At 67.2% G+C, this 17904-nt stretch carries 13 protein-coding genes and 2 tRNA genes; 9 read left to right on the plus strand and 6 right to left on the minus strand.

Going from position 1 to position 17904, the window contains the following annotated elements:
* Positions 1–265: 265 nt before the first annotated feature.
* Positions 266–1720 carry a multicopper oxidase family protein gene (locus tag MFF24_RS00950; RefSeq protein ID WP_238221713.1) on the minus strand — a complete coding sequence of 485 codons (1455 nt, stop codon included), beginning with the start codon at positions 1718–1720 and terminating at the stop codon, positions 266–268.
* A gap of 162 nt (positions 1721–1882) precedes the next feature.
* Between MFF24_RS00950 and MFF24_RS00955 the strand changes: the two genes are divergently transcribed.
* The 6 genes from MFF24_RS00955 (at position 1883) to MFF24_RS00980 (ending at position 8685) form a co-directional block, all read left to right on the plus strand.
* Positions 1883–1967 (plus strand) — tRNA-Leu (locus MFF24_RS00955).
* A gap of 113 nt (positions 1968–2080) precedes the next feature.
* Positions 2081–3505, plus strand: coding sequence for a trigger factor (gene tig, locus MFF24_RS00960; RefSeq protein ID WP_238221715.1), 1425 nt, complete (start codon positions 2081–2083; stop codon positions 3503–3505).
* 135 nt (positions 3506–3640) lie between these two features.
* A complete protein-coding gene (locus MFF24_RS00965) occupies positions 3641–4267 on the plus strand; it encodes an ATP-dependent Clp protease proteolytic subunit (protein ID WP_108940305.1) in 627 nt (208 codons plus the stop codon).
* 246 nt (positions 4268–4513) lie between these two features.
* A complete protein-coding gene (clpX, locus tag MFF24_RS00970) occupies positions 4514–5785 on the plus strand; it encodes an ATP-dependent Clp protease ATP-binding subunit ClpX (RefSeq protein WP_108940306.1) in 1272 nt (423 codons plus the stop codon).
* Positions 5786–6053: 268 nt separating this feature from the next.
* Positions 6054–8477, plus strand: coding sequence for an endopeptidase La (lon, locus tag MFF24_RS00975; RefSeq protein WP_133090723.1), 2424 nt, complete (start codon positions 6054–6056; stop codon positions 8475–8477).
* A 132-nt stretch (positions 8478–8609) separates the two neighbouring features.
* Positions 8610–8685: transfer RNA gene (locus tag MFF24_RS00980), tRNA-Val, on the plus strand.
* A 704-nt stretch (positions 8686–9389) separates the two neighbouring features.
* Here MFF24_RS00980 and MFF24_RS00985 read toward each other — a convergent pair.
* Entirely contained in the window at positions 9390–9620 is a 231-nt protein-coding gene (locus MFF24_RS00985; protein ID WP_238221717.1) for a hypothetical protein, read from the minus strand.
* Between the two features lie 285 nt (positions 9621–9905).
* Between MFF24_RS00985 and MFF24_RS00990 the strand changes: the two genes are divergently transcribed.
* Complete coding sequence (locus tag MFF24_RS00990; RefSeq protein WP_238221719.1) at positions 9906–11144, plus strand: glycosyltransferase; 1239 nt, start codon at positions 9906–9908, stop codon at positions 11142–11144.
* A gap of 45 nt (positions 11145–11189) precedes the next feature.
* Here MFF24_RS00990 and egtD read toward each other — a convergent pair whose 3' ends face one another.
* The 4 genes from egtD to MFF24_RS01010 form a co-directional block, all read right to left on the minus strand.
* Positions 11190–12137, minus strand: a complete 948-nt coding sequence (gene egtD / locus MFF24_RS00995; protein ID WP_238221721.1) for an L-histidine N(alpha)-methyltransferase — start codon at positions 12135–12137, stop codon at positions 11190–11192.
* The gene (locus MFF24_RS01000; RefSeq protein ID WP_238221723.1) at positions 12134–13159 is read right to left on the minus strand and encodes a methyltransferase; all 1026 of its coding nucleotides are present in this window, start codon (positions 13157–13159) and stop codon (positions 12134–12136) included. The genes egtD and MFF24_RS01000 overlap by 4 nt, the downstream gene beginning before the upstream one ends.
* 2 nt (positions 13160–13161) lie before the next feature.
* Positions 13162–13917: a guanitoxin biosynthesis heme-dependent pre-guanitoxin N-hydroxylase GntA gene (gntA, locus tag MFF24_RS01005; protein WP_238221726.1), complete on the minus strand. Its 756-nt coding sequence runs from the start codon at positions 13915–13917 to the stop codon at positions 13162–13164.
* Between the two features lie 271 nt (positions 13918–14188).
* The gene (locus MFF24_RS01010; protein ID WP_133088692.1) at positions 14189–14785 is read right to left on the minus strand and encodes a DUF1989 domain-containing protein; all 597 of its coding nucleotides are present in this window, start codon (positions 14783–14785) and stop codon (positions 14189–14191) included.
* A gap of 169 nt (positions 14786–14954) precedes the next feature.
* On the opposite strand from MFF24_RS01010, the gene MFF24_RS01015 reads away from it, so the two are divergent.
* The gene (locus tag MFF24_RS01015) at positions 14955–16976 is read left to right on the plus strand and encodes an OPT family oligopeptide transporter (protein WP_238221728.1); all 2022 of its coding nucleotides are present in this window, start codon (positions 14955–14957) and stop codon (positions 16974–16976) included.
* Between the two features lie 143 nt (positions 16977–17119).
* Positions 17120–17839, plus strand: coding sequence for an ABC transporter permease (locus MFF24_RS01020; protein ID WP_238221730.1), 720 nt, complete (start codon positions 17120–17122; stop codon positions 17837–17839).
* The last annotated feature ends 65 nt before the right edge of the window (positions 17840–17904 follow it).

Genomic DNA, 17904 nt, shown 5'->3' on the forward strand with positions numbered 1-17904 from the left:
TCCCATGCCGACGTTCGAACGCGGCAGCGGGAGGATGCCCCTGACGTCATCGTCATCCGCAACGTCCTGCAACCCGTTTCCGGTCGATCGCTTCGGTTCGGCGACCACCGCCGGCAATCCGGGGCGCCGGTGGTAAACCCGGACCCGAAAGGGCGCGCCGAAGGCATGCAACTCCACGCCGGGTCTCCCGACGCGGCAGGGCTTTTTCCAGGGCGCGCGCGGGGGGAGTTCTTCTGGGTCTTCTCCACCGCGCGGGTGACGGGCGTCAGCTCACCTCGAAGCTGGTCCACAGCCCGGTGTCGAACCGCTCCAGCACGGTCGCGCTCAGAAGCCAGCGGCCGGGGTTGTCGGCGACGAACGCGATCTGGGCGCTTTTGCCTTCCGGGATCTGCACCGTGTCGAGCCAGTAGGGCTCCCAGCCGTCGTCGAGTTGGTGCAGCAGGCGGAAGACGTGGCCGTGCAGGTGCAGGCTCTGGATGAAACCGGTGTCGTTGCGGATCGCCAGAACCACGACGCCGCCGCGCTTGACCGAGAACACGGGCGCCGCCCCCGCTGTCCCGCTCGCGCCGTTGATCTGCCAGACGCGGGCCGGATCCCCGGTATAGGGCGTCTCGGTGCCGGGTTTGGACTTGTCGGGCCGCACGCCGCCGGTCAGCACGAGGTCGCGCCGCAGGGCGTTCTGTAGGCGGATCTCGGCGGGCAAGCGCTTATTCTCGGGGATCGAGCCGATCGCCGCGCGGCCGGCCTGCGACAACGGCTCGCCGGAGGCGGTCAGGGTCGCCAGCGGCAGGCCCTGTCCGATCAGCGCGGTGATCGCGCCGGCCGGCCCGGCTTGCGTGGGAAGGTCGAGGAGAAGGTCGTAGCGCGTGCCCGGCGCCAGCGGCAGGGTCGCCTTCAGCGGCTCGAACGTGTCGGTGGGCTGCCCGTCCACCGCCGCGACATAGGCTCTCACGCCGTCGAAGCGGATGCGCATGCCGCGCGCGTTGCAGGCATTGGCGAGCCGCAGGCGCAGGCGGCTGCCGGGCCGTGCCTCGAGGCTGAGCGGAATCGGCTTTCCGTTGAGGGTGACCACGCTGCCGAGCCGCCCCGCCGCGGCGGCGAAGGCGACCTGCCCGAACGGCTGGAGCGCGCCCGCCTCGTCGAGCCGCCAATCCTGCAGCAGCAGCGCGAAGTCTCCATTGACTGCGGGCGGGGTGGGCTCGTCCACGATCAGCAGGCCAGCGATGCCGCGGCCCGAGGGCTCACTCGAACCGCCGACCACGAGCGGCCGGATCAGGAAGGTGCCGGCATCGGGCGGCGTGAAATCGTAGGTGAAGCTGTCGCCCGGCTTGATCGGCTCCTGCGTGACGCCGCCGACGCCGTCCATAGCGTTGCGGATGCGCACCCCGTGCCAGTGCAGCGAGAGCGGCTTGTCGGTCCCGTTCTCGACGCGCAGGCGCAGCGGCTCGCCGAGCTTGATCCGCAGGATCGGCGCCGCCTCCTCGCCGAGCCGCCATACCGCCGTCTCCGGCGCGGGCTCCGGTTTCAGGCGGAGCTTGGCGGGGGCCGCCTTGATCGGCTTCGGCTCCGGCGGCGGGGCCTTGCCGGCGGGCGTCTTCTCGGACGGGGCCTGCGCCCCGGCGGAGTTCGGCAACAGGGCGAGGGCGGCGCTGCCGGCGAGCAGGCCGCGTCGCGAAAAGGATCCCGGCTCGGGCTGGGCCATCGGGTCGGGCTTTCGCATGGCGTCTCGCGTCGTCGCTGGATCGGAAAGGGGTTGTAGACAGGCGGCGCCCGCCCCGCCACCGGCAAACCCTTCCGCAAGTTTTTTGCTGCGGCTTTGGGCGCGCGTGCTATAGACGCCCGCTTCGACGGCCCGGTATCCGGGCTCGTGTCGATGGCGCTCGCGGGCGTGGCGGAACTGGTAGACGCGCTGGATTTAGGTTCCAGTGTCGCAAGACGTGGGGGTTCGAGCCCCTCCGCCCGCACCAAGTCCGTACGGGGTCGGCGCCGGGACCGAATCGGTTCCCGCCGGGACCTCTCCCATGGCGCAGCGGCACGCGAAGACGAGATTGCGGTTTTAGACAAAAGCGGACGAACGACGATGCAGGTGACCGAGACGACCTCCGAGGGGCTGAAGCGCGAGTTTCAGGTGCTCCTCCCCGCGACCGAGCTTGAGGATCGCCTCAACACCGAGCTCTCGAACATCAAGGGCAAGGTCCAGATCAAGGGCTTCCGCCCCGGCAAGGTGCCGGTCGCGCACCTGCGCAAGGTCTACGGCAAGTCCGTGATGGCCGACGTGCTGCAGAACGCCGTCAACGAGGCCAACCAGCAGATCGTGGCCGACAAGGGCCTGCGCCTCGCGCTCGAGCCGCAGATCGAGTTCCCGAAGGACGAAGAGCAGAACATCATCGAGCGCGCGCTCGACGCCAAGGGCGACCTCGCCTTCAAGGTGAAGCTCGAAGTGCTGCCGAGCTTCGAACTCGTCGACCTCTCGGACGTGTCGATCAAGAAGCTCGTGCTCAAGCCCTCCGACGAGGAGATCAACGAGACGCTGGAGCGTATGGCCAAGGACAGCCGCTCCTTCGAGCCCCGCGAGGAGGGCGCCGAGGCGCAGTCCGGCGACCGCGTCACCATCGACTTCGTCGGCCGCATCGACGGCACCGAGTTCGAGGGCGGCAAGGGCGAGGATGTCGATCTGGAGCTCGGCTCCAACACCTTCATCCCCGGCTTCGAGGACCAGCTCGTCGGCGCCAAGGTCGGCGACGCGCGCCTCGTGAAGGTCGCCTTCCCGGCCGATTACCAGGCCGAACAGCTCGCCGGTAAGGACGCCGAGTTCGACGTCACCGTGAAGGCGGTCGCCGCTCCCGGCGAGACCAAGATCGACGACGAACTCGCCAAGCGCTTCGGCATGGACGACCTCGAGAAGCTGAAGGAGGCCGTCTCCAAGGCCGTCGGCGCCGATTACGAGGCCCAGTCCCGGCGCAAGCTCAAGAAGGAGCTGCTCGACGCCCTCGACGGCAAGTACGCCTTCGACCTGCCCCCGAGCCTCGTCCACCAGGAGTTCGCCGCCGTGTGGGCGCAGGTCGAGCAGGACCTGAAAAACCGCGGCAAGACCTTCGAGGACGAGGGCACCACCGAGGAGGCTTCCCAGGCGGAGTACCGCAAGATCGCCGAGCGGCGCGTCCGCCTCGGTCTGGTGCTTGCGCAAGTCGGCGAGACCGCCGATATCAAGGTCTCGGATGACGAGGTCAATCAGGCTCTGTTCGCCCGGATCCGGCAGTTCCCGGGCCAGGAGAAGCAGGTCTACGACTTCTACCGCAACAATCCGCAGGCGCTCGCCGAGCTTCGCGCGCCGCTGTTCGAGGAAAAGGTCGTCGACCACGTCCTCGGTCAGGTCCAGGTCGTCGAGGAACCCGTCTCCAAGGAGGCGCTCTTCGCCGAAGACGACGAGGCCGATGCGGCCTCGACGGACGAGAAGCCGAGCGAGTCCAGCAACGAGGCGGCGGCCGACAAGGCTGCCGGCTGATCGCCGACCCACCGGCTCCGCGGCGGGCGGCGGTCTCGAGAGAGATCAGGCGGCGTTAACGGCTGCCATGTTCGCTGTAACCAACCGGCCCCGAGCGATTCGCTCCGGGGCCGGACTCCGGAGCCGAGGGCTGATATGAGAGATCCGGTCGACTATTTCCACAATTCGCTCGTGCCCATGGTGGTCGAGCAGTCGAGCCGCGGCGAGCGCGCCTTCGACATCTATTCCCGGCTCCTGCGCGAGCGGATCATCTTCCTCACCGGCCCCGTCGAGGACCAGGGCGCGTCGCTGATCGTCGCCCAGCTCCTGTTCCTGGAGGCCGAGAACCCGAAGAAGGAAATCTCCTTCTACATTAACTCGCCCGGCGGCGTGGTGACCTCGGGCCTGTCGATCTACGACACGATGCAGTTCATCCGCTGCCCCGTCACGACGCTCTGCGTCGGTCAGGCCGCCTCGATGGGCTCGCTCCTGCTGGCCGCCGGCGAGCCCGGCCACCGCTTCGCCCTGCCGAACGCCCGGATCATGGTCCACCAGCCCTCCGGCGGCTTCCAGGGCCAAGCCACCGACATCCTGATCCATGCCCGCGAGATCGAGGCGCTGAAGAAGCGCCTGAACGAGATCTACGTGAAGCACACGGGCCGCGACTACGAGACGATCCATCAGGCGCTCGAGCGCGACAACTTCATGACCGCCGACGCGGCCAAGGAGTTCGGCCTGATCGACGACATCCTGCACAAGCGCCCTGAGCCGGCCGCCGCTTGACGGGGAACCTGCGGCGCCCAGGGCGCGCTATCCCGACCATGTCGGGGCATGCGTCCTTTGGGCGCCCGTCCCGGTCCCCAGGCCGGTTGATCCCGAGCCGGCTGCATGATTGCATCGGGATTCAGAGCGCCTCAATCCCGACGCATCCGCCCTGTGTGACTGTTTCTTTAGGCGGATGCGCTTACATCGTATGATCGACGCGCGTGCCCTCCTGGCTGGGGCCGCGCCTGCGAACCGGAGACCGATATGAGCAAGACAGGCGGCAACGACTCCAAGAGCACGCTGTACTGCTCGTTCTGCGGCAAGAGCCAGCACGAGGTTCGCAAGCTGATTGCGGGCCCGACGGTGTTCATCTGCGACGAGTGCGTCGAGCTGTGCATGGACATCATCCGCGAGGAATCGAAGTCCTCGTTGGTGAAGTCCCGCGACGGGGTGCCGACCCCGAAGGAGATCCGGCGGGTCCTCGACGACTATGTCATCGGGCAGGACTTCGCCAAGAAGGTTCTCTCGGTGGCGGTGCACAACCACTACAAGCGCCTCGCCCACGCGACGAAGCACAACGACGTCGAACTCGCCAAGTCCAACATCATGCTGATCGGGCCGACCGGCTCGGGCAAGACGCTGCTCGCGCAGACGCTCGCCCGCATCCTCGACGTGCCCTTCACCATGGCGGATGCGACGACCCTGACCGAGGCCGGCTATGTCGGCGAGGACGTCGAGAACATCATCCTCAAGCTGCTCCAGGCCTCCGACTACAACGTCGAACGGGCGCAGCGCGGCATCGTGTACATCGACGAGATCGACAAGATCTCCCGCAAGTCGGACAACCCCTCGATCACCCGCGACGTCTCGGGCGAGGGCGTGCAGCAGGCGCTTCTGAAGATCATGGAGGGCACCGTTGCCTCCGTGCCTCCGCAGGGCGGCCGCAAGCACCCGCAGCAGGAGTTCCTGCAGGTCGACACCACCAACATCCTGTTCATCTGCGGCGGCGCCTTCGCGGGCCTTGAGCGCATCATCTCCCAGCGCGGCAAGGGCACCTCGATCGGCTTCGGCGCCGCGGTGCAGGCCCCCGATGACCGGCGTACAGGCGAAATCTTCCGCTCGGTCGAGCCGGAGGACCTGCTGAAGTTCGGCCTCATCCCCGAATTCGTCGGCCGTCTCCCGGTCCTGGCGACGCTGGAGGATCTCGACGAGGAGGCCCTCAAGAAGATCCTGCAGGAGCCCAAGAACGCGCTGGTCAAACAGTACCAGCGGCTGTTCGAGATGGAGAACGTCGAACTGACCTTCCAGGACGAGGCCCTCGGCCTCGTCGCCCGCAAGGCCATCGAGCGCAAGACCGGCGCCCGCGGTCTCCGGTCGATCCTGGAGACCATCCTCCTCGACACGATGTACGATCTGCCGGGTCTCGATTCCGTCGAGCAGGTCGTCATCGGCCCCGAGGTGGTGGACGGCAAATCGAAGCCGCTCTTCATCCACGGCGATCGCAACAAGGAAGCCCCGGCCAGCGTCAGCGCCTGATCGGCGAATTGCGAGGGCCGCCCGGTTTTAAGCCGGCGGCCCTTTTTCGTTCCGGAGGGTGCTCGCGCTTGAAAGCGCCCCCCGCAACGACCACTTCAGGCTCAACGCATCGCCCTACGCTTCACTCCCCCGAAAGGTCGGGCCTGCGCCACCAGCCGCAATCTGATTATTTGCTTCCGACCCTTCGCGGCCCGGTCGGCACCTGGCAGGATGCTTGCTCTCCAACGAGGAGCGAATGCCCGGCGTCAACAGATCAAGGGAAGACCCCATGACCCAGTCGAAATCGCGCCAGCCGGTCGTTCCCGGTTCGACGGGCTCTTACGCCGTCCTGCCGCTGCGCGACATCGTCGTGTTTCCGCACATGATCGTGCCCCTGTTCGTGGGCCGCGAGAAGTCGATCCGCGCGCTTGAGGAGGCGGTGCGCTCGGACCGGCACATCCTGCTCGCGACGCAGATCAATGCCAGCGACGACGATCCGGCCACCGATGCCATCTACACGATCGGCACGCTCGCCTCCGTGCTCCAGCTCCTCAAGCTGCCCGACGGCACCGTGAAGGTGCTGGTCGAGGGTGCCGGCCGCGCGCAGATCGAAGAGTTCGTCCGCTCCGACGAATACTACGAGGCGCGCGCCCTCACGCTCGCCGACGACCTCGGCGACCGCGTCGAGGCCGAGGCGCTCGCCCGCTCGGTGATCTCCGAGTTCGAGAACTACGTGAAGCTCAACAAGAAGATCTCGCCCGAGGTCGTCTCCGCCGTCACGCAGATCGACGAGCCGTCCAAGCTCGCCGACACGGTGGGCTCGCACCTCGCGGTCAAGATCGCCGACAAGCAGGCGATTCTCGAAATCCCCACGGTGGCGCAGCGCCTGGAGCGCGTGCTGTCGTTGATGGAGAGCGAGATCTCCGTGCTGCAGGTGGAGAAGCGCATCCGGACCCGCGTCAAGCGGCAGATGGAGAAGACCCAGCGCGAGTACTACCTCAACGAGCAGATGAAGGCGATCCAGAAGGAGCTCGGCGACTCCGAGGACGGCCGCGACGAGCTGGCCGAGCTCGAGGAGAAGATCGAGAAGACCAAGCTGACGAAGGAGGCCCGCGACAAGGCCACCGCCGAGCTGAAGAAGCTGCGTCAGATGTCGCCGATGTCGGCCGAGGCCACGGTCGTGCGCAACTACCTCGACTGGATGCTCGGCATCCCGTGGGGCAAGCGCTCGAAGATCAAGAAGGATCTGCTGGGCGCGCAGGCGATCCTCGACTCGGATCACTTCGGCCTCGACAAGGTCAAGGACCGGATCGTCGAGTACCTCGCCGTGCAGCAGCGGGCGAACAAGCTGACCGGCCCGATCCTCTGCCTCGTCGGTCCCCCCGGCGTCGGCAAGACCTCGCTCGGCAAGTCGATCGCCAAGGCCACGGGCCGCGAATTCGTCCGGATGTCGCTCGGCGGCGTGCGTGACGAGGCCGAGATCCGCGGTCACCGCCGGACCTATATCGGTTCGATGCCCGGCAAGATCGTTCAGTCGATGCGCAAGGCCAAGACCTCGAATCCGCTCATCCTGCTCGACGAGATCGACAAGATGGGCATGGACTTCCGCGGCGATCCGTCGGCGGCGCTCCTCGAGGTTCTGGACCCGGAGCAGAACGCGACCTTCAACGACCATTACCTCGAGGTCGATTACGACCTGTCGAACGTGATGTTCGTGACGACCGCGAACACGCTCAACATCCCCGGCCCGCTCATGGACCGGATGGAGGTGATCCGTATCGCCGGCTATACCGAAGAGGAGAAGCTGCAGATCGCTCGCCGCCACCTGATCCCCGAGGCGGTCAAGAAGCACGGGCTCGGCCCCGACGAGTGGTCGATCACCGACGACGGCCTGATGATGCTCATCCGCCGCTACACGCGGGAGGCGGGCGTCCGTAACCTGGAGCGTGAGATCTCCAACCTGATCCGCAAGGCGGTGAAGGAGATCCTGATCACCAAGGTGAAGCAGGTCGAGGCCAACCCCGAGACGCTGCCGGAATTCCTCGGTCCGCCGAAGTTCCGCTACGGCGAGATCGACGCGGACGATCAGGTCGGCGTGGTGACGGGTCTGGCCTGGACCGAGGTCGGCGGCGAGTTGCTGACGATCGAAGGCGTCATGATGCCAGGCAAGGGCAAGATGACGGTCACGGGCAACCTGCGCGACGTGATGAAGGAGTCGATCTCGGCGGCGGCGAGCTATGTCCGCTCGAGGGCCATCGACTTCGGCATCGAGCCGCCGCTGTTCGAGCGTCGGGACATCCACGTCCACGTTCCCGAGGGGGCGACCCCGAAGGACGGTCCGTCGGCCGGCATCGCCATGGCCACCGCCATCATCTCGACGCTCACCGGCATCCCGGTGCGCCGTGACGTGGCGATGACCGGTGAGGTGACCCTGCGCGGTCGCGTCCTGCCGATCGGCGGCCTGAAGGAGAAGCTGCTCGCGGCGCTGCGCGGCGGCATCAAGACGGTGCTGATTCCGGAAGAGAACGCCAAGGACATCGCCGAGGTGCCCGACAGCGTGAAGAACGGCCTCGAGATCGTGCCCGTCTCGCGGATGGATCAGGTGCTGCAGCACGCCCTCGTGCGCCAGCCCGAGCCGATCGAGTGGGACGAGCCGCTCCCGGCCAAGACGCCGAAGCGCGACGAGGACGGTGCGGCGGTCATCGCTCACTGATCCAGCGGCCCACGCAATGAATGAAGCCCCCGGAGCCACGCTCCGGGGGCTTTTTTCGTCGGCGGGGGAGGGGAGGCCGCGGGGCGGACTTGCGCAGGCGCGTTGGCTTTCGTAACGCTGCGCGGCCGGAGCGGGCGGTTAGCTCAGTTGGTAGAGCGTCTCCTTTACACGGAGAGGGTCGGGGGTTCGAGTCCCTCACCGCCCACCAATAAGATCAGCGACTTGGCTCCCATACGGTACGCTAGATTACATCGTCGCGGTCGAGCAAAGCCGATCGGCATCACACTTGATGACGCGCGCTGTGCGGCCGCCGCCACCATCTGAATTGCAGGCAGACTCGGACGCCGAGGATGCAAACGTAGCGTATCGGCACATCGGTGGCGAATGGAACGCGATGCTTGTCACACGCGAAACCGGTCGCAGCGCCTCACCGGAACCATTTCAGAAGGTAAGCGGGCCGAATTCCGCTCTCCAGCGCCTCGCAGTGAGGCTGTGGCGGGTGTCGCGGGCAATCGCGGCGAAGCGAGCCCACAGGGGATCAGAACGCTCGTGACAGGCAGAGGTGAAGGCCCGTGCCTCGTCTGTATCACGTCCTTCATAGGTGGAGCGGATTACGTCCGCGCCCGGCCCGCTGCGGCCGTTGGCTTTGAGTGCCGCGATCTGCTTCGTGACCGCGTGTCGGCATCGCCGCCGGCCCCCCGCAGAAACTGAAACGACAGCCCGTCTCCGCGTTCTCCGTTCAGGCATGAGCGGAGGATGACATGGAAGGCGGACTGATCTGGCTCGGCATTATCGCCGGCATCCTGGGTGTGAGCGGCGTCGGCTATCTGTTTGCGGCTTGGGCCAAAGCGCGCAGGACGCCGCGCTGAACCGTCCCCGTGGGATGGCACAAGTTGACGCCGACTTCCCACCTCACTTCTTGGCGAGCGACCGCTCCCAGCCGCGCTGCTCGTGCAGGGTCGGTGCAGAGTGCCTGACCGTATTGTCGTTGTCGCCGGGCCGTGCGCTTCCGACACTCGTCCGTCCCGATTTCGCCTTCGCGCGAAGCAACAGGGGAACGAGCCGCATCGAGCGGCGATAGATCCAGGCTTCGTGCCGAGCCCGTAGAGGGCGACCGTACTGGACGACTTTGTTTCCGAACATGGCCATGTTTCGCGGTGCCGTTGGCGAATGTGCTCGTGAAGCTAACCGCAGGTACGACCGGATGAACTGACTGAGCGTCCCAAAGTTCGAGGCCGCTCCGATTCAGCATCCAGACGCGGCGTTGGTGCCACGCCGCGGGATCGCCGACCGCATTTTCTGCGCTGCCGAAGCGCCTGCAGGGATGAACAATGCCTCCTGATCCGCTCACCCTGGGGTGAGGCTGAGGACGTGCGCCTGCACCGGCCGCGTCGCATTGACGGAAGACGAGGGGATCAGGGCTCCGATATGACGGATTTCCTGTTCGTCCATAATCACTTTCCTGGCTCCTTCGGCTTTCTCGCGGAGGCTCTGCTGGACCGTGGACATCGCTGCGCGGCCATCGCCGGTGAGGGGGCACCGGGGCTGGCCGGCCTGCCGATCCTGCGGTGGCGTCCGGGGCGGAAGGTGACGCCGGGCCTGTTCCCGCTCGCACACCCGATGGAAGCGGCGCTGATCAATGCCACCGCCGCCCTGCGATGCGCACTCGACCTGCGCAAGCATGGCTTCGATCCGGCCGTCATTGTCGGCCATCCAGGACGCGGGGAATCGCTGCTGCTGAATCAGGTCTTTCCTCGGGCGCGACGGCTCGCCTACGCACCGTATTACCGGGCGGAGGGCGACGCGCTGGGCTTCGATCCCGAATGGACACGAACGCCCAACCTCGAAGAACGTCTGCGCGACCGGGCCGGGAACGCGGCGTTGGCCATGGCCTATGCCGAGGCCGAGCGGCTGGTCTGCCCGACCGAGTTCCAGCGCAGCCTCCTGCCCTCGGCCCTGCGGGCCCAGGCCAGCGTGATCCACGAGGGCATCGATACGGATCTCGTGCGCTACGCCCCCGATGCGGTGCTCCGCCTGCCGAACGGTCGCGTCCTGACCAAGGCGCGGCCCGTCATCACCTTCATCGCCCGGCAACTGGAGCCGTTGCGCGGCTTTCCGACCTTCATGCGGGCTCTGCCGCGCCTGCTCGAAGCCGTGCCTCAGGCAGAGATTCTCGTCGTCGGAAGTGACGGGCGTCGGGAGGCAGGGGCAAAGGGCCCGCGCACACAGACGTGGAAGGAGCGCCTGCTGTCCGAGCTGGACGGGCGGCTCGACTGCGAGCGCATTCACTTCGTCAACCGGCTCTCGCACGACGACATCCTGGCTGCTCTCTCGGTGGCGACGGCCCATGTCGCCTACACCTATCCCTTCTCGCTCTCGCGGGTGTTCCTGAAGGCGATGGCGTGTGAATGCCTCGTGATCGCCTCCGATACCGCGCCCGTGCGGGAGGTGGTGCGAGACGGCGTCAACGGTATCGTCCGCGACTTCTTCGATGCGGATGCGCTGGCGGAGACGCTCATCCATGCCTGCCGCATGCCGGAACGGATGCGTCCCCTGCGGGTGGCGGCTCGGCGCACGGTCATCGAGCGCTACGACCGGCGGCGGCACTGCCTGCCGACCTGGCTCGCGCTCCTCACCTTCCTCGCCGACACACCGGCCCGCGCCTGAACGTCAGGCGCCCAGCGTGAAAGGCCGGCCGCTGGGGTAGAAGCTCTACCGCGCCCGGAGCAGGTGCAGACTGAAACCGCTGTCGTCGTCGATCCAGAGACGGATCGGGTCCCAACCCTGCGCCGCTGCCAGTTCGCGGAACTCATCGGGGGCGTATTTGTGGGAGGTGTCGGTGCGGATGCTCTCGCCGGCCTCGAAGTGAATGGTCCGCTCGCCGATCCGGTAAGAGGCGGCCCGGTGCGCCACGAGATGGGCCTCGACGCGGAACGGGTCGTCGGCGAGCCGCGCCTCGTGGCGGAAATTGTCCCGGTCGAAGTCGCTGCCCAGCTCCCGGTTCATCCGGTCGAGAAGATTGAGATGGAGAGCTGCCATCAGCCCACCCGATTCTCCGTAGGCGCGGCGCAGCCGAGCCGGGTCCTGGGTCGGATCGGCGCCTACGAGGAAGTGGCTCGGCCCCAGCGCCTCACGCGCGCGTGCGAGGAAGCCGCTGGCCTGCTCCGGTGTGAAGTTGCCGATGCTGGTGCCGGGAAAGAAGCCGAGGATCGGCGGAGCCGCCGCACCCGGCGGCAGGCGAACCAGCTTCGAGTAGTCGGCGCAGACCGGCGTCATCGCCACGCCGGGATAATCCGGTGCCAGCCGGGCGATGGCCGCTTCGAGATAGGCGCCGGATATGTCGAGACCGACAAAGGCGGCGGGTGCCTCAAGGGCATCGAGCAGGGTGCGGATCTTCCGGCTCGCGCCGCTGCCGAACTCCACCACGCTAACGCCGGGTCCCACGAGTGCCGCAACCTCGGCCGCGACGCGGGGCAGGAGCGCCATCTCGCGCTTCGTCGGGTAATAGTCGGGATGCGCGCAGATCCGGTCGAACAGATCGGAGCCGGTCTCATCCCAAAGATACTTGCCCGGCAGCGTCTTCGGTTCGCTCGCGAGGCCGGCGAGCGCGTCGCGCTGGAACTCGTCGCGCTCGTCCGTTCCGCCCTCCGCCGCGCTCATCGGGCGCCGGCCGGGCGTGTGGCGGTGAGAATGACCAGCGCGATGCGCTCGGCTGCCGCGTAGCCCGGATCGTCCAGTTCCTCGCCGTATTCGTCCGGGTCGAATTCGCGGTAAGACCAATCGAGGCCGGCCTGCTCGCAGATCGCGCCCGCCTCCACCCGGAAGCCATCTTGGCCTTCGACGATGGCCGAACCGGTGAAAAGGACGAGAGAGCCGCCCGGTGCCAGTCGCTCGGCCGCCGCCTCGACCACCCGCAGCGAGAGCCCGGCCCCGAGCGGCCCGCCGCCGTGCCGGTAGGCCCGCCCGCCGGCATCCACCATGAAGGGCGGGTTGGAGAGGATGAGGTCGAACGTGCCTTCGACGTCGTTCAGCATGTCGCTGTGGACGGGATGCACGTTCTCGACGCCCGCAAGCCGGGCGTTGATCCCCGCCGTTCGGAGGGCAGCGGGGTTGATGTCGACGAGGACGACCTCGGCCTGCGGCACCCTCTTGGCGACGAGGATGCCCGCCGCGCCCGATCCGCAGCCGATATCGGCGACCCGCCGCGGTGCCGGCTGCCCGGCGCGGACGCGGTCATCGAGGTGAGCGAGGACGGCTTCCGCGAAGCGCATCGTGTCCGGGCCGAAGAAGACCGAATCCGCCGCGATCGGCGGATAGGCCGTGTGCAGGAACAACTCGTCGGCGAGGCTCGACAGGCGCACCCGCGCTTTCAACAGGCTACCGTCGGGACCCTCAGCGCGGTCGAGTACGTCCGCCCGCCGCATCAGGTCGGTCACGTCCGCCGGGATCAGACCTTCGCGGAACGGCCGGCTCCAGCCCAGCACGTCGCGCAGGGACTGCGCGACGGCGTTGTCTGGCCGGGCATTGACCCTGGCATGCGTGGCCGGGGTCACCGTGGTGAAGCGGTAGCCACTGTCGCGCACAGCACGGGCAAGGGCGAGAAGCGCCTCATCCCGATTCGCGTCGCCGTAGCCCGTCTCGGGCTGGCGTGCAGGGCGGGTCAGACCATCGGCCGTGGTCATTCTTAACCCTCCATCTGCCCGGCGACGAAGGCGCCCGAGCGCAGATCCGCCGCGACCTGCTGCGCATCCCACTGCGCCGCCCCCTCTCGGCGCTGGTAGGGGCAGACCCAATCGTCCGGCACCGCCCGCCCGCTGAACTGCCGGGCGGCCGATCGCTCGCCGTGCTGGGCAAGCATCGGATTGACCGAGCCAGCCCAGGCCACGTCCCGCTCCACGATCGAGTCGCGAAGTCGGTCGTAGCGTCCCTCGGCCCGCAGGCGCTCGAACTGGTCGTGCAGATTGAATACCAGGACCGGGTGGTCGAAGCGGCGTGCCTTGCGGCTCGCACCGGGATGCAGCCCGACGATGAAGAAGCCTTCGCCGCCCAGGCTCATCGAGAAATGCGGGTCATCCGGGTTTGCCGAGACCCGCGGATCCTGGGCGTGGCCCAGTCCGCTGTCATGGTCGGACAGCGACTGCATCCGCCGCCAGAGGGCAGCCTCGAACGCTTCCTCGCTCAGGTTGGAAGACTTCTCGAACACCACGGCGAAGCTCTGGAACTGCTCGCGGCGGGCGCGGTAGCGGCAGATGAAGGCCAGCAGCGCCGGATAGATCCGCGCGTCGTCGGCGTCGGAGGCGATGTCGTGAGCGACCAGAACCTTCAGTTGGCCACGAGACAGGGCGGATTTAGCGCCGACGCAAGGAAAGGGTTGTTGGCGGATGAAGTGCCGGAAGCGCTCGGCGAGCGGATGACCGGTGTCGTCGGTGGGCAGCAGCATGACACCTCGTGCGGAGCGGACAAGCGGACGTCGCGACCGGACCTGCCGGCCTGGTTCGTGAAGAGCGTGGGGAGGGAGCCGGCCGACGCAGTCCGCCGGTCCTCGGAAGGAGTGGACTGCGCGGGGAACCACGGCTCCCGACCAATGTTCCGCGAGGCTTGGGGATAACATCGAACGTGAGCCTTGGAGCTCACCTGCGGATTGTCTTGAACATCCGCGGCATCGTGGCGCAGAGTTCAGTCGGCTCGCGAAAACATCTTGCCGGGCGGCATCAAGACTCGATCTCGTAATGGATCGGCTTGAACGAGAAGTTGTTCGATTGCAGGGCCGAGCAGGCGGTCAAGCCGACGACGAGATCGGTCTCCGCCACGAAACTCACCCGGTCACCGGCCCGGCTCAGCGGCGGGCGCACGGCGATCTCGCCGCTCTGCCCGTCGACGGTGACGTGCATGAACACATTGAAGGCGACCGGGATGCGGTCCGGCACGATGCCGTAGGGCGCAAGCGCCGCGGCGAGGTTGCCGAAGCAACCCCGGTGCGGGTGTTCGTCGCCATAGATGATCCGGAACGTATCGGCCGAGCAGGGCGTGAGCAGGAAGTCGTGGCGGCCCACCGTGTCCTCGACGATGCGCAGGAGCACGTTGGAGCGATTGGAGTAGATCGGGTCGCCCGTCGTCAGAAAGATGCGCGAGGCGTAGTCGATGGTGCGGCCCGAGGAGATCACCTCGTCGAGGTCGTCCCGGCGGAAGGCGACGAGGTCGGCCACCTGCTCGCCCTGAGGGTCGATCACCGTGAGGCGCTGGCCACGGTCGAGGGTGAAGGCCGCCCCCGAGCGCGGCGGAATCTCGTGACGCACCGGTCGGCTCATCTGTCGTTCTCTTCTCGAAGCGGGCCGGGCCCGCGGGATCGCGCCGGTCGATCGCCGAACCAGGCTTGGCAGCAGCTAACGCGCGACGGGGGATCAGACGAGGGGGCCGTCGGGTTCCCGAACGATGCCGACGTCCCGAGAACCGGGACGGCACCGGAGACGCCTGCCCGTGGATGCACGATCCGACGAACGCTCCCTACATCCCGGCGAGACCGGCGGGGACGGCTCGCGCCACATCGCCGAGATCACCTTGCGCGGGCTGCTGCTCGGAGCGGTGATCACGGTCGTGTTCATGACCGCCAACCTCTATATGGGACTGAAGACCGGCGTTACCTTCTCGACCTCGATCCCGGCGGCGATGCTCTCCATGGGCCTGCTGCGCCTGTTCGGCGGATCCGGCATTCTCGAGAACAACATTGTCCAGACGCAAGGGTCAGCGGCGGGCACCCTGTGCAACGTCATCCTGGTGCTGCCGGGCCTCGTGCTGATCGGCCACTGGCATGGGTTTCCGTTCTGGCAGACCACTGCCGTCTGCCTCGTCGGCGGGCTGATCGGCCTCGTCTACTCGATCCCTCTGCGACGCGCGCTCGTGATGGGCGCCGGGCTTCCCTATCCCGAGGGCACCGCTGCGGCCGAAGTGCTGCATGCCGGCGAGGCCGGCGACCGTGGCGGCCTGCGCATCCTGCTCGGTGCAGCCGGCGCGGGGGGCCTGATCGGTCTCGCCACCACCGGTTTCCGTCTTCTCGCCGATGGGCTCCACACCACGCTGGCCGCAGGGCCGGCCCTATTCCGTTTCGCCACCGGCTTCTCTCCGGCTCTCGTCGGCGTCGGCTACCTCGTCGGGCTCGGGGCCTGCCTCGCCCTGCTCGCCGGCGTAGCCCTGGCCTGGGGCCTCGCGGTGCCGCTGCTCACCGCCTTCGGCGATGGGACCGGTACAGCGGGCGCGGAGAAGGCGGCGCGGGCAGTGTGGTCGGAGAAGGTTCGCCTCATCGGTGCCGGCATCATCGCCGTCGGCGCGATCTGGACCGTCGCCTCCCTCGGCCGCTCGATCCTCGGCAGCATCCGCTCGGCCCTCAGAGCCGCGCGGGGCGGCGGCCACGCCCTGCGTCAACTGCCCCGCCAGGAGCGCGACCTGCCGATCACATGGGTCGCGGGCACAGCGCTCCTGCTTGCCCTGCCGCTGGCGTGGCTCTTCTTCCATTTCAGTGCGGGCGCCGAACTCGGTGGCATGCGCTTCGCGCTAATTGCCTTCGCCACCCTGTTCACGGTCGGCTTTGGCTTCCTGATGGCGGCCGCCTGCGGCTACCTCGCCGGACTGCTCGGCTCCTCCTCCAGCCCGATCTCCGGCATCGGCATCCTGACCACCTTGCTCGCGGCCCTGCTGCTGCCGCTGATGCTCGGCCGCGCCGCCGGGCCGGAGGGCGAGCGCTTCGTCGTCGCCGCCGTGCTGCTGCTCTCGGCCATCGTCGTCACCACGGCCTCGATCGCCAACGACAACCTTCAAGATCTCAAAACAGGCCAGCTCGTCGATGCCACCCCCTGGCGCCAGCAGTTGGCACTGGCGGCCGGCGTCGGTGTCGGCGCCCTGGTGATCGCGCCGCTCCTCGATCTTCTCTACAACGCCTACGGCTTCGTCGGCGCGCTGCCTCGCGAGGGCATGGACGAGGCCTCCGCCCTGCCGGCGCCGCAGGCCGCTCTCATGACCCAGATCGCCGGCGGCATCGTGCGCGGCGAGCTGCCCTGGTCGATGGTGGCGACGGGCGCCGGTCTCGGAGCGTTGCTCGTCGCCTTAGAGACGCACCTGCGCCGTGGAGGCCGCTCCTTCCCCGCGCTCACCGTCGGGATCGGGATGTACCTTCCGCTGGAAGTCGTCGTGACGATCGCCTTCGGCGGCCTCGTCGGCTGGCTTGCCGAACGCCGCCTGCGCAAAGCCGGCGAGGCCGAGCGGGCGGGCGGACGCCGTCGCGGTGTTCTGCTGGCGTCGGGCTTCCTCGTCGGCGAGAGCGTCGTCGGCGTGTTGCTCGCGGCTGCCGACACGCTGAGCGGCCGCAGCGCCTCTCTCGCCTTCGCAGTCGATGCGTTGGGCGGGGCGGGACCTTGGCTCGGGCTCGCGGTCTTCCTGCTGGTGCTCGCCGCCTTCTACCGCATCGCGTCCCGCACGGACGAAGCGGGTCGGCGCGGCAACACCTGATCCGTCCTCGATTTCGTCGCGATTAGAGGCGCGCATAACGACGCGACTGCCTCGTTGCGACGGATCCCATGAACGCTTAAGCCCCGTCTCTGCCTCAACGTCAGAGTTATCTCGACGTCTATCTGCGCGTTCTCAGCGCCCTGATGCTGCGCGACATGCGCAGCCGTTTCGGCGGAAATTACTGGGGCTATCTGGTGCAGGTGCTGTGGCCCTGCGCGCATTTGGCCATCATCGTTGGAGTTATGGCCTTCCGCGGCATAAAATCGCCGATGGGCGACGATCCGATGATGTTCGTCGCGTCGGGCGCGCTTCCGGCGCTCGCCTTTCAGTACATCTCCCGCGAGGTGATGAAGGGCTACATGGTTCACAAGCCACTGACTTATTTCCCGCAGGTCAAGCGCTTTGATACCGTCGTTGCGCGCATCTTGGTCGAGATCGTCAGCAGCTTCTTGGGCGTCTGTCTCGTCTTCGTCGTTCTCATCTGCTTCGGCGTCGACCCTGTTCCGGTCGATATGATAACGGCCATTGGCGGGTACCTGACGGCGATCGCGCTCGGGATCGGTGTCGGGACAATCAACGTCGGGATATGCTCCGTTTTTCCAGGATGGGCGCTCGGATATATATTGGTAACAATAACTCTTTATATGACAAGTGGTGTGTACTTTATCGCGTGTTACATGCCTGAAGAGATTTACTACTATATGAAATGGAATCCGATCACGCAGATCATCGAGTGGGTCCGTCTGGGTTACGATCCGACGATGCCTGTCCAGATTGATTATCTTTATCTCTTCGGCTGGGTTTTCGGCAGCCTGACCATCGGCCTGCTGATGGAACGCTACGTGGTTCGAGCTCAGCAGTGACGGTGAGCGCGGCGTGGTGCGCGTTCCACGCTCACGCCGCATGCGGTCTCTACGATCCGTATCAG

Origin of the sequence: Methylorubrum aminovorans (assembly GCF_022179725.1) — a bacterium.
Lineage (GTDB): Bacteria > Pseudomonadota > Alphaproteobacteria > Rhizobiales > Beijerinckiaceae > Methylobacterium > Methylobacterium aminovorans.

What these genes read in the sequence shown, in the direction of transcription:
- MFF24_RS01010 (WP_133088692.1), bottom strand. Translation starts at nt 14,785, where the DNA reads ATGAGCCGACCGGTGCGTCACGAGATTCCGCCGCGCTCGGGGGCGGCC.
- MFF24_RS00985 (WP_238221717.1), bottom strand. Translation starts at nt 9,620, where the DNA reads ATGTTCGGAAACAAAGTCGTCCAGTACGGTCGCCCTCTACGGGCTCGG.
- MFF24_RS00990 (WP_238221719.1), top strand. Translation starts at nt 9,906, where the DNA reads ATGACGGATTTCCTGTTCGTCCATAATCACTTTCCTGGCTCCTTCGGC.
- gntA (WP_238221726.1), bottom strand. Translation starts at nt 13,917, where the DNA reads ATGCTGCTGCCCACCGACGACACCGGTCATCCGCTCGCCGAGCGCTTC.
- egtD (WP_238221721.1), bottom strand. Translation starts at nt 12,137, where the DNA reads ATGAGCGCGGCGGAGGGCGGAACGGACGAGCGCGACGAGTTCCAGCGC.
- lon (WP_133090723.1), top strand. Translation starts at nt 6,054, where the DNA reads ATGACCCAGTCGAAATCGCGCCAGCCGGTCGTTCCCGGTTCGACGGGC.
- MFF24_RS00965 (WP_108940305.1), top strand. Translation starts at nt 3,641, where the DNA reads ATGAGAGATCCGGTCGACTATTTCCACAATTCGCTCGTGCCCATGGTG.
- MFF24_RS01000 (WP_238221723.1), bottom strand. Translation starts at nt 13,159, where the DNA reads ATGACCACGGCCGATGGTCTGACCCGCCCTGCACGCCAGCCCGAGACG.
- MFF24_RS01020 (WP_238221730.1), top strand. Translation starts at nt 17,120, where the DNA reads ATGCTGCGCGACATGCGCAGCCGTTTCGGCGGAAATTACTGGGGCTAT.
- tig (WP_238221715.1), top strand. Translation starts at nt 2,081, where the DNA reads ATGCAGGTGACCGAGACGACCTCCGAGGGGCTGAAGCGCGAGTTTCAG.
- MFF24_RS00950 (WP_238221713.1), bottom strand. Translation starts at nt 1,720, where the DNA reads ATGCGAAAGCCCGACCCGATGGCCCAGCCCGAGCCGGGATCCTTTTCG.
- clpX (WP_108940306.1), top strand. Translation starts at nt 4,514, where the DNA reads ATGAGCAAGACAGGCGGCAACGACTCCAAGAGCACGCTGTACTGCTCG.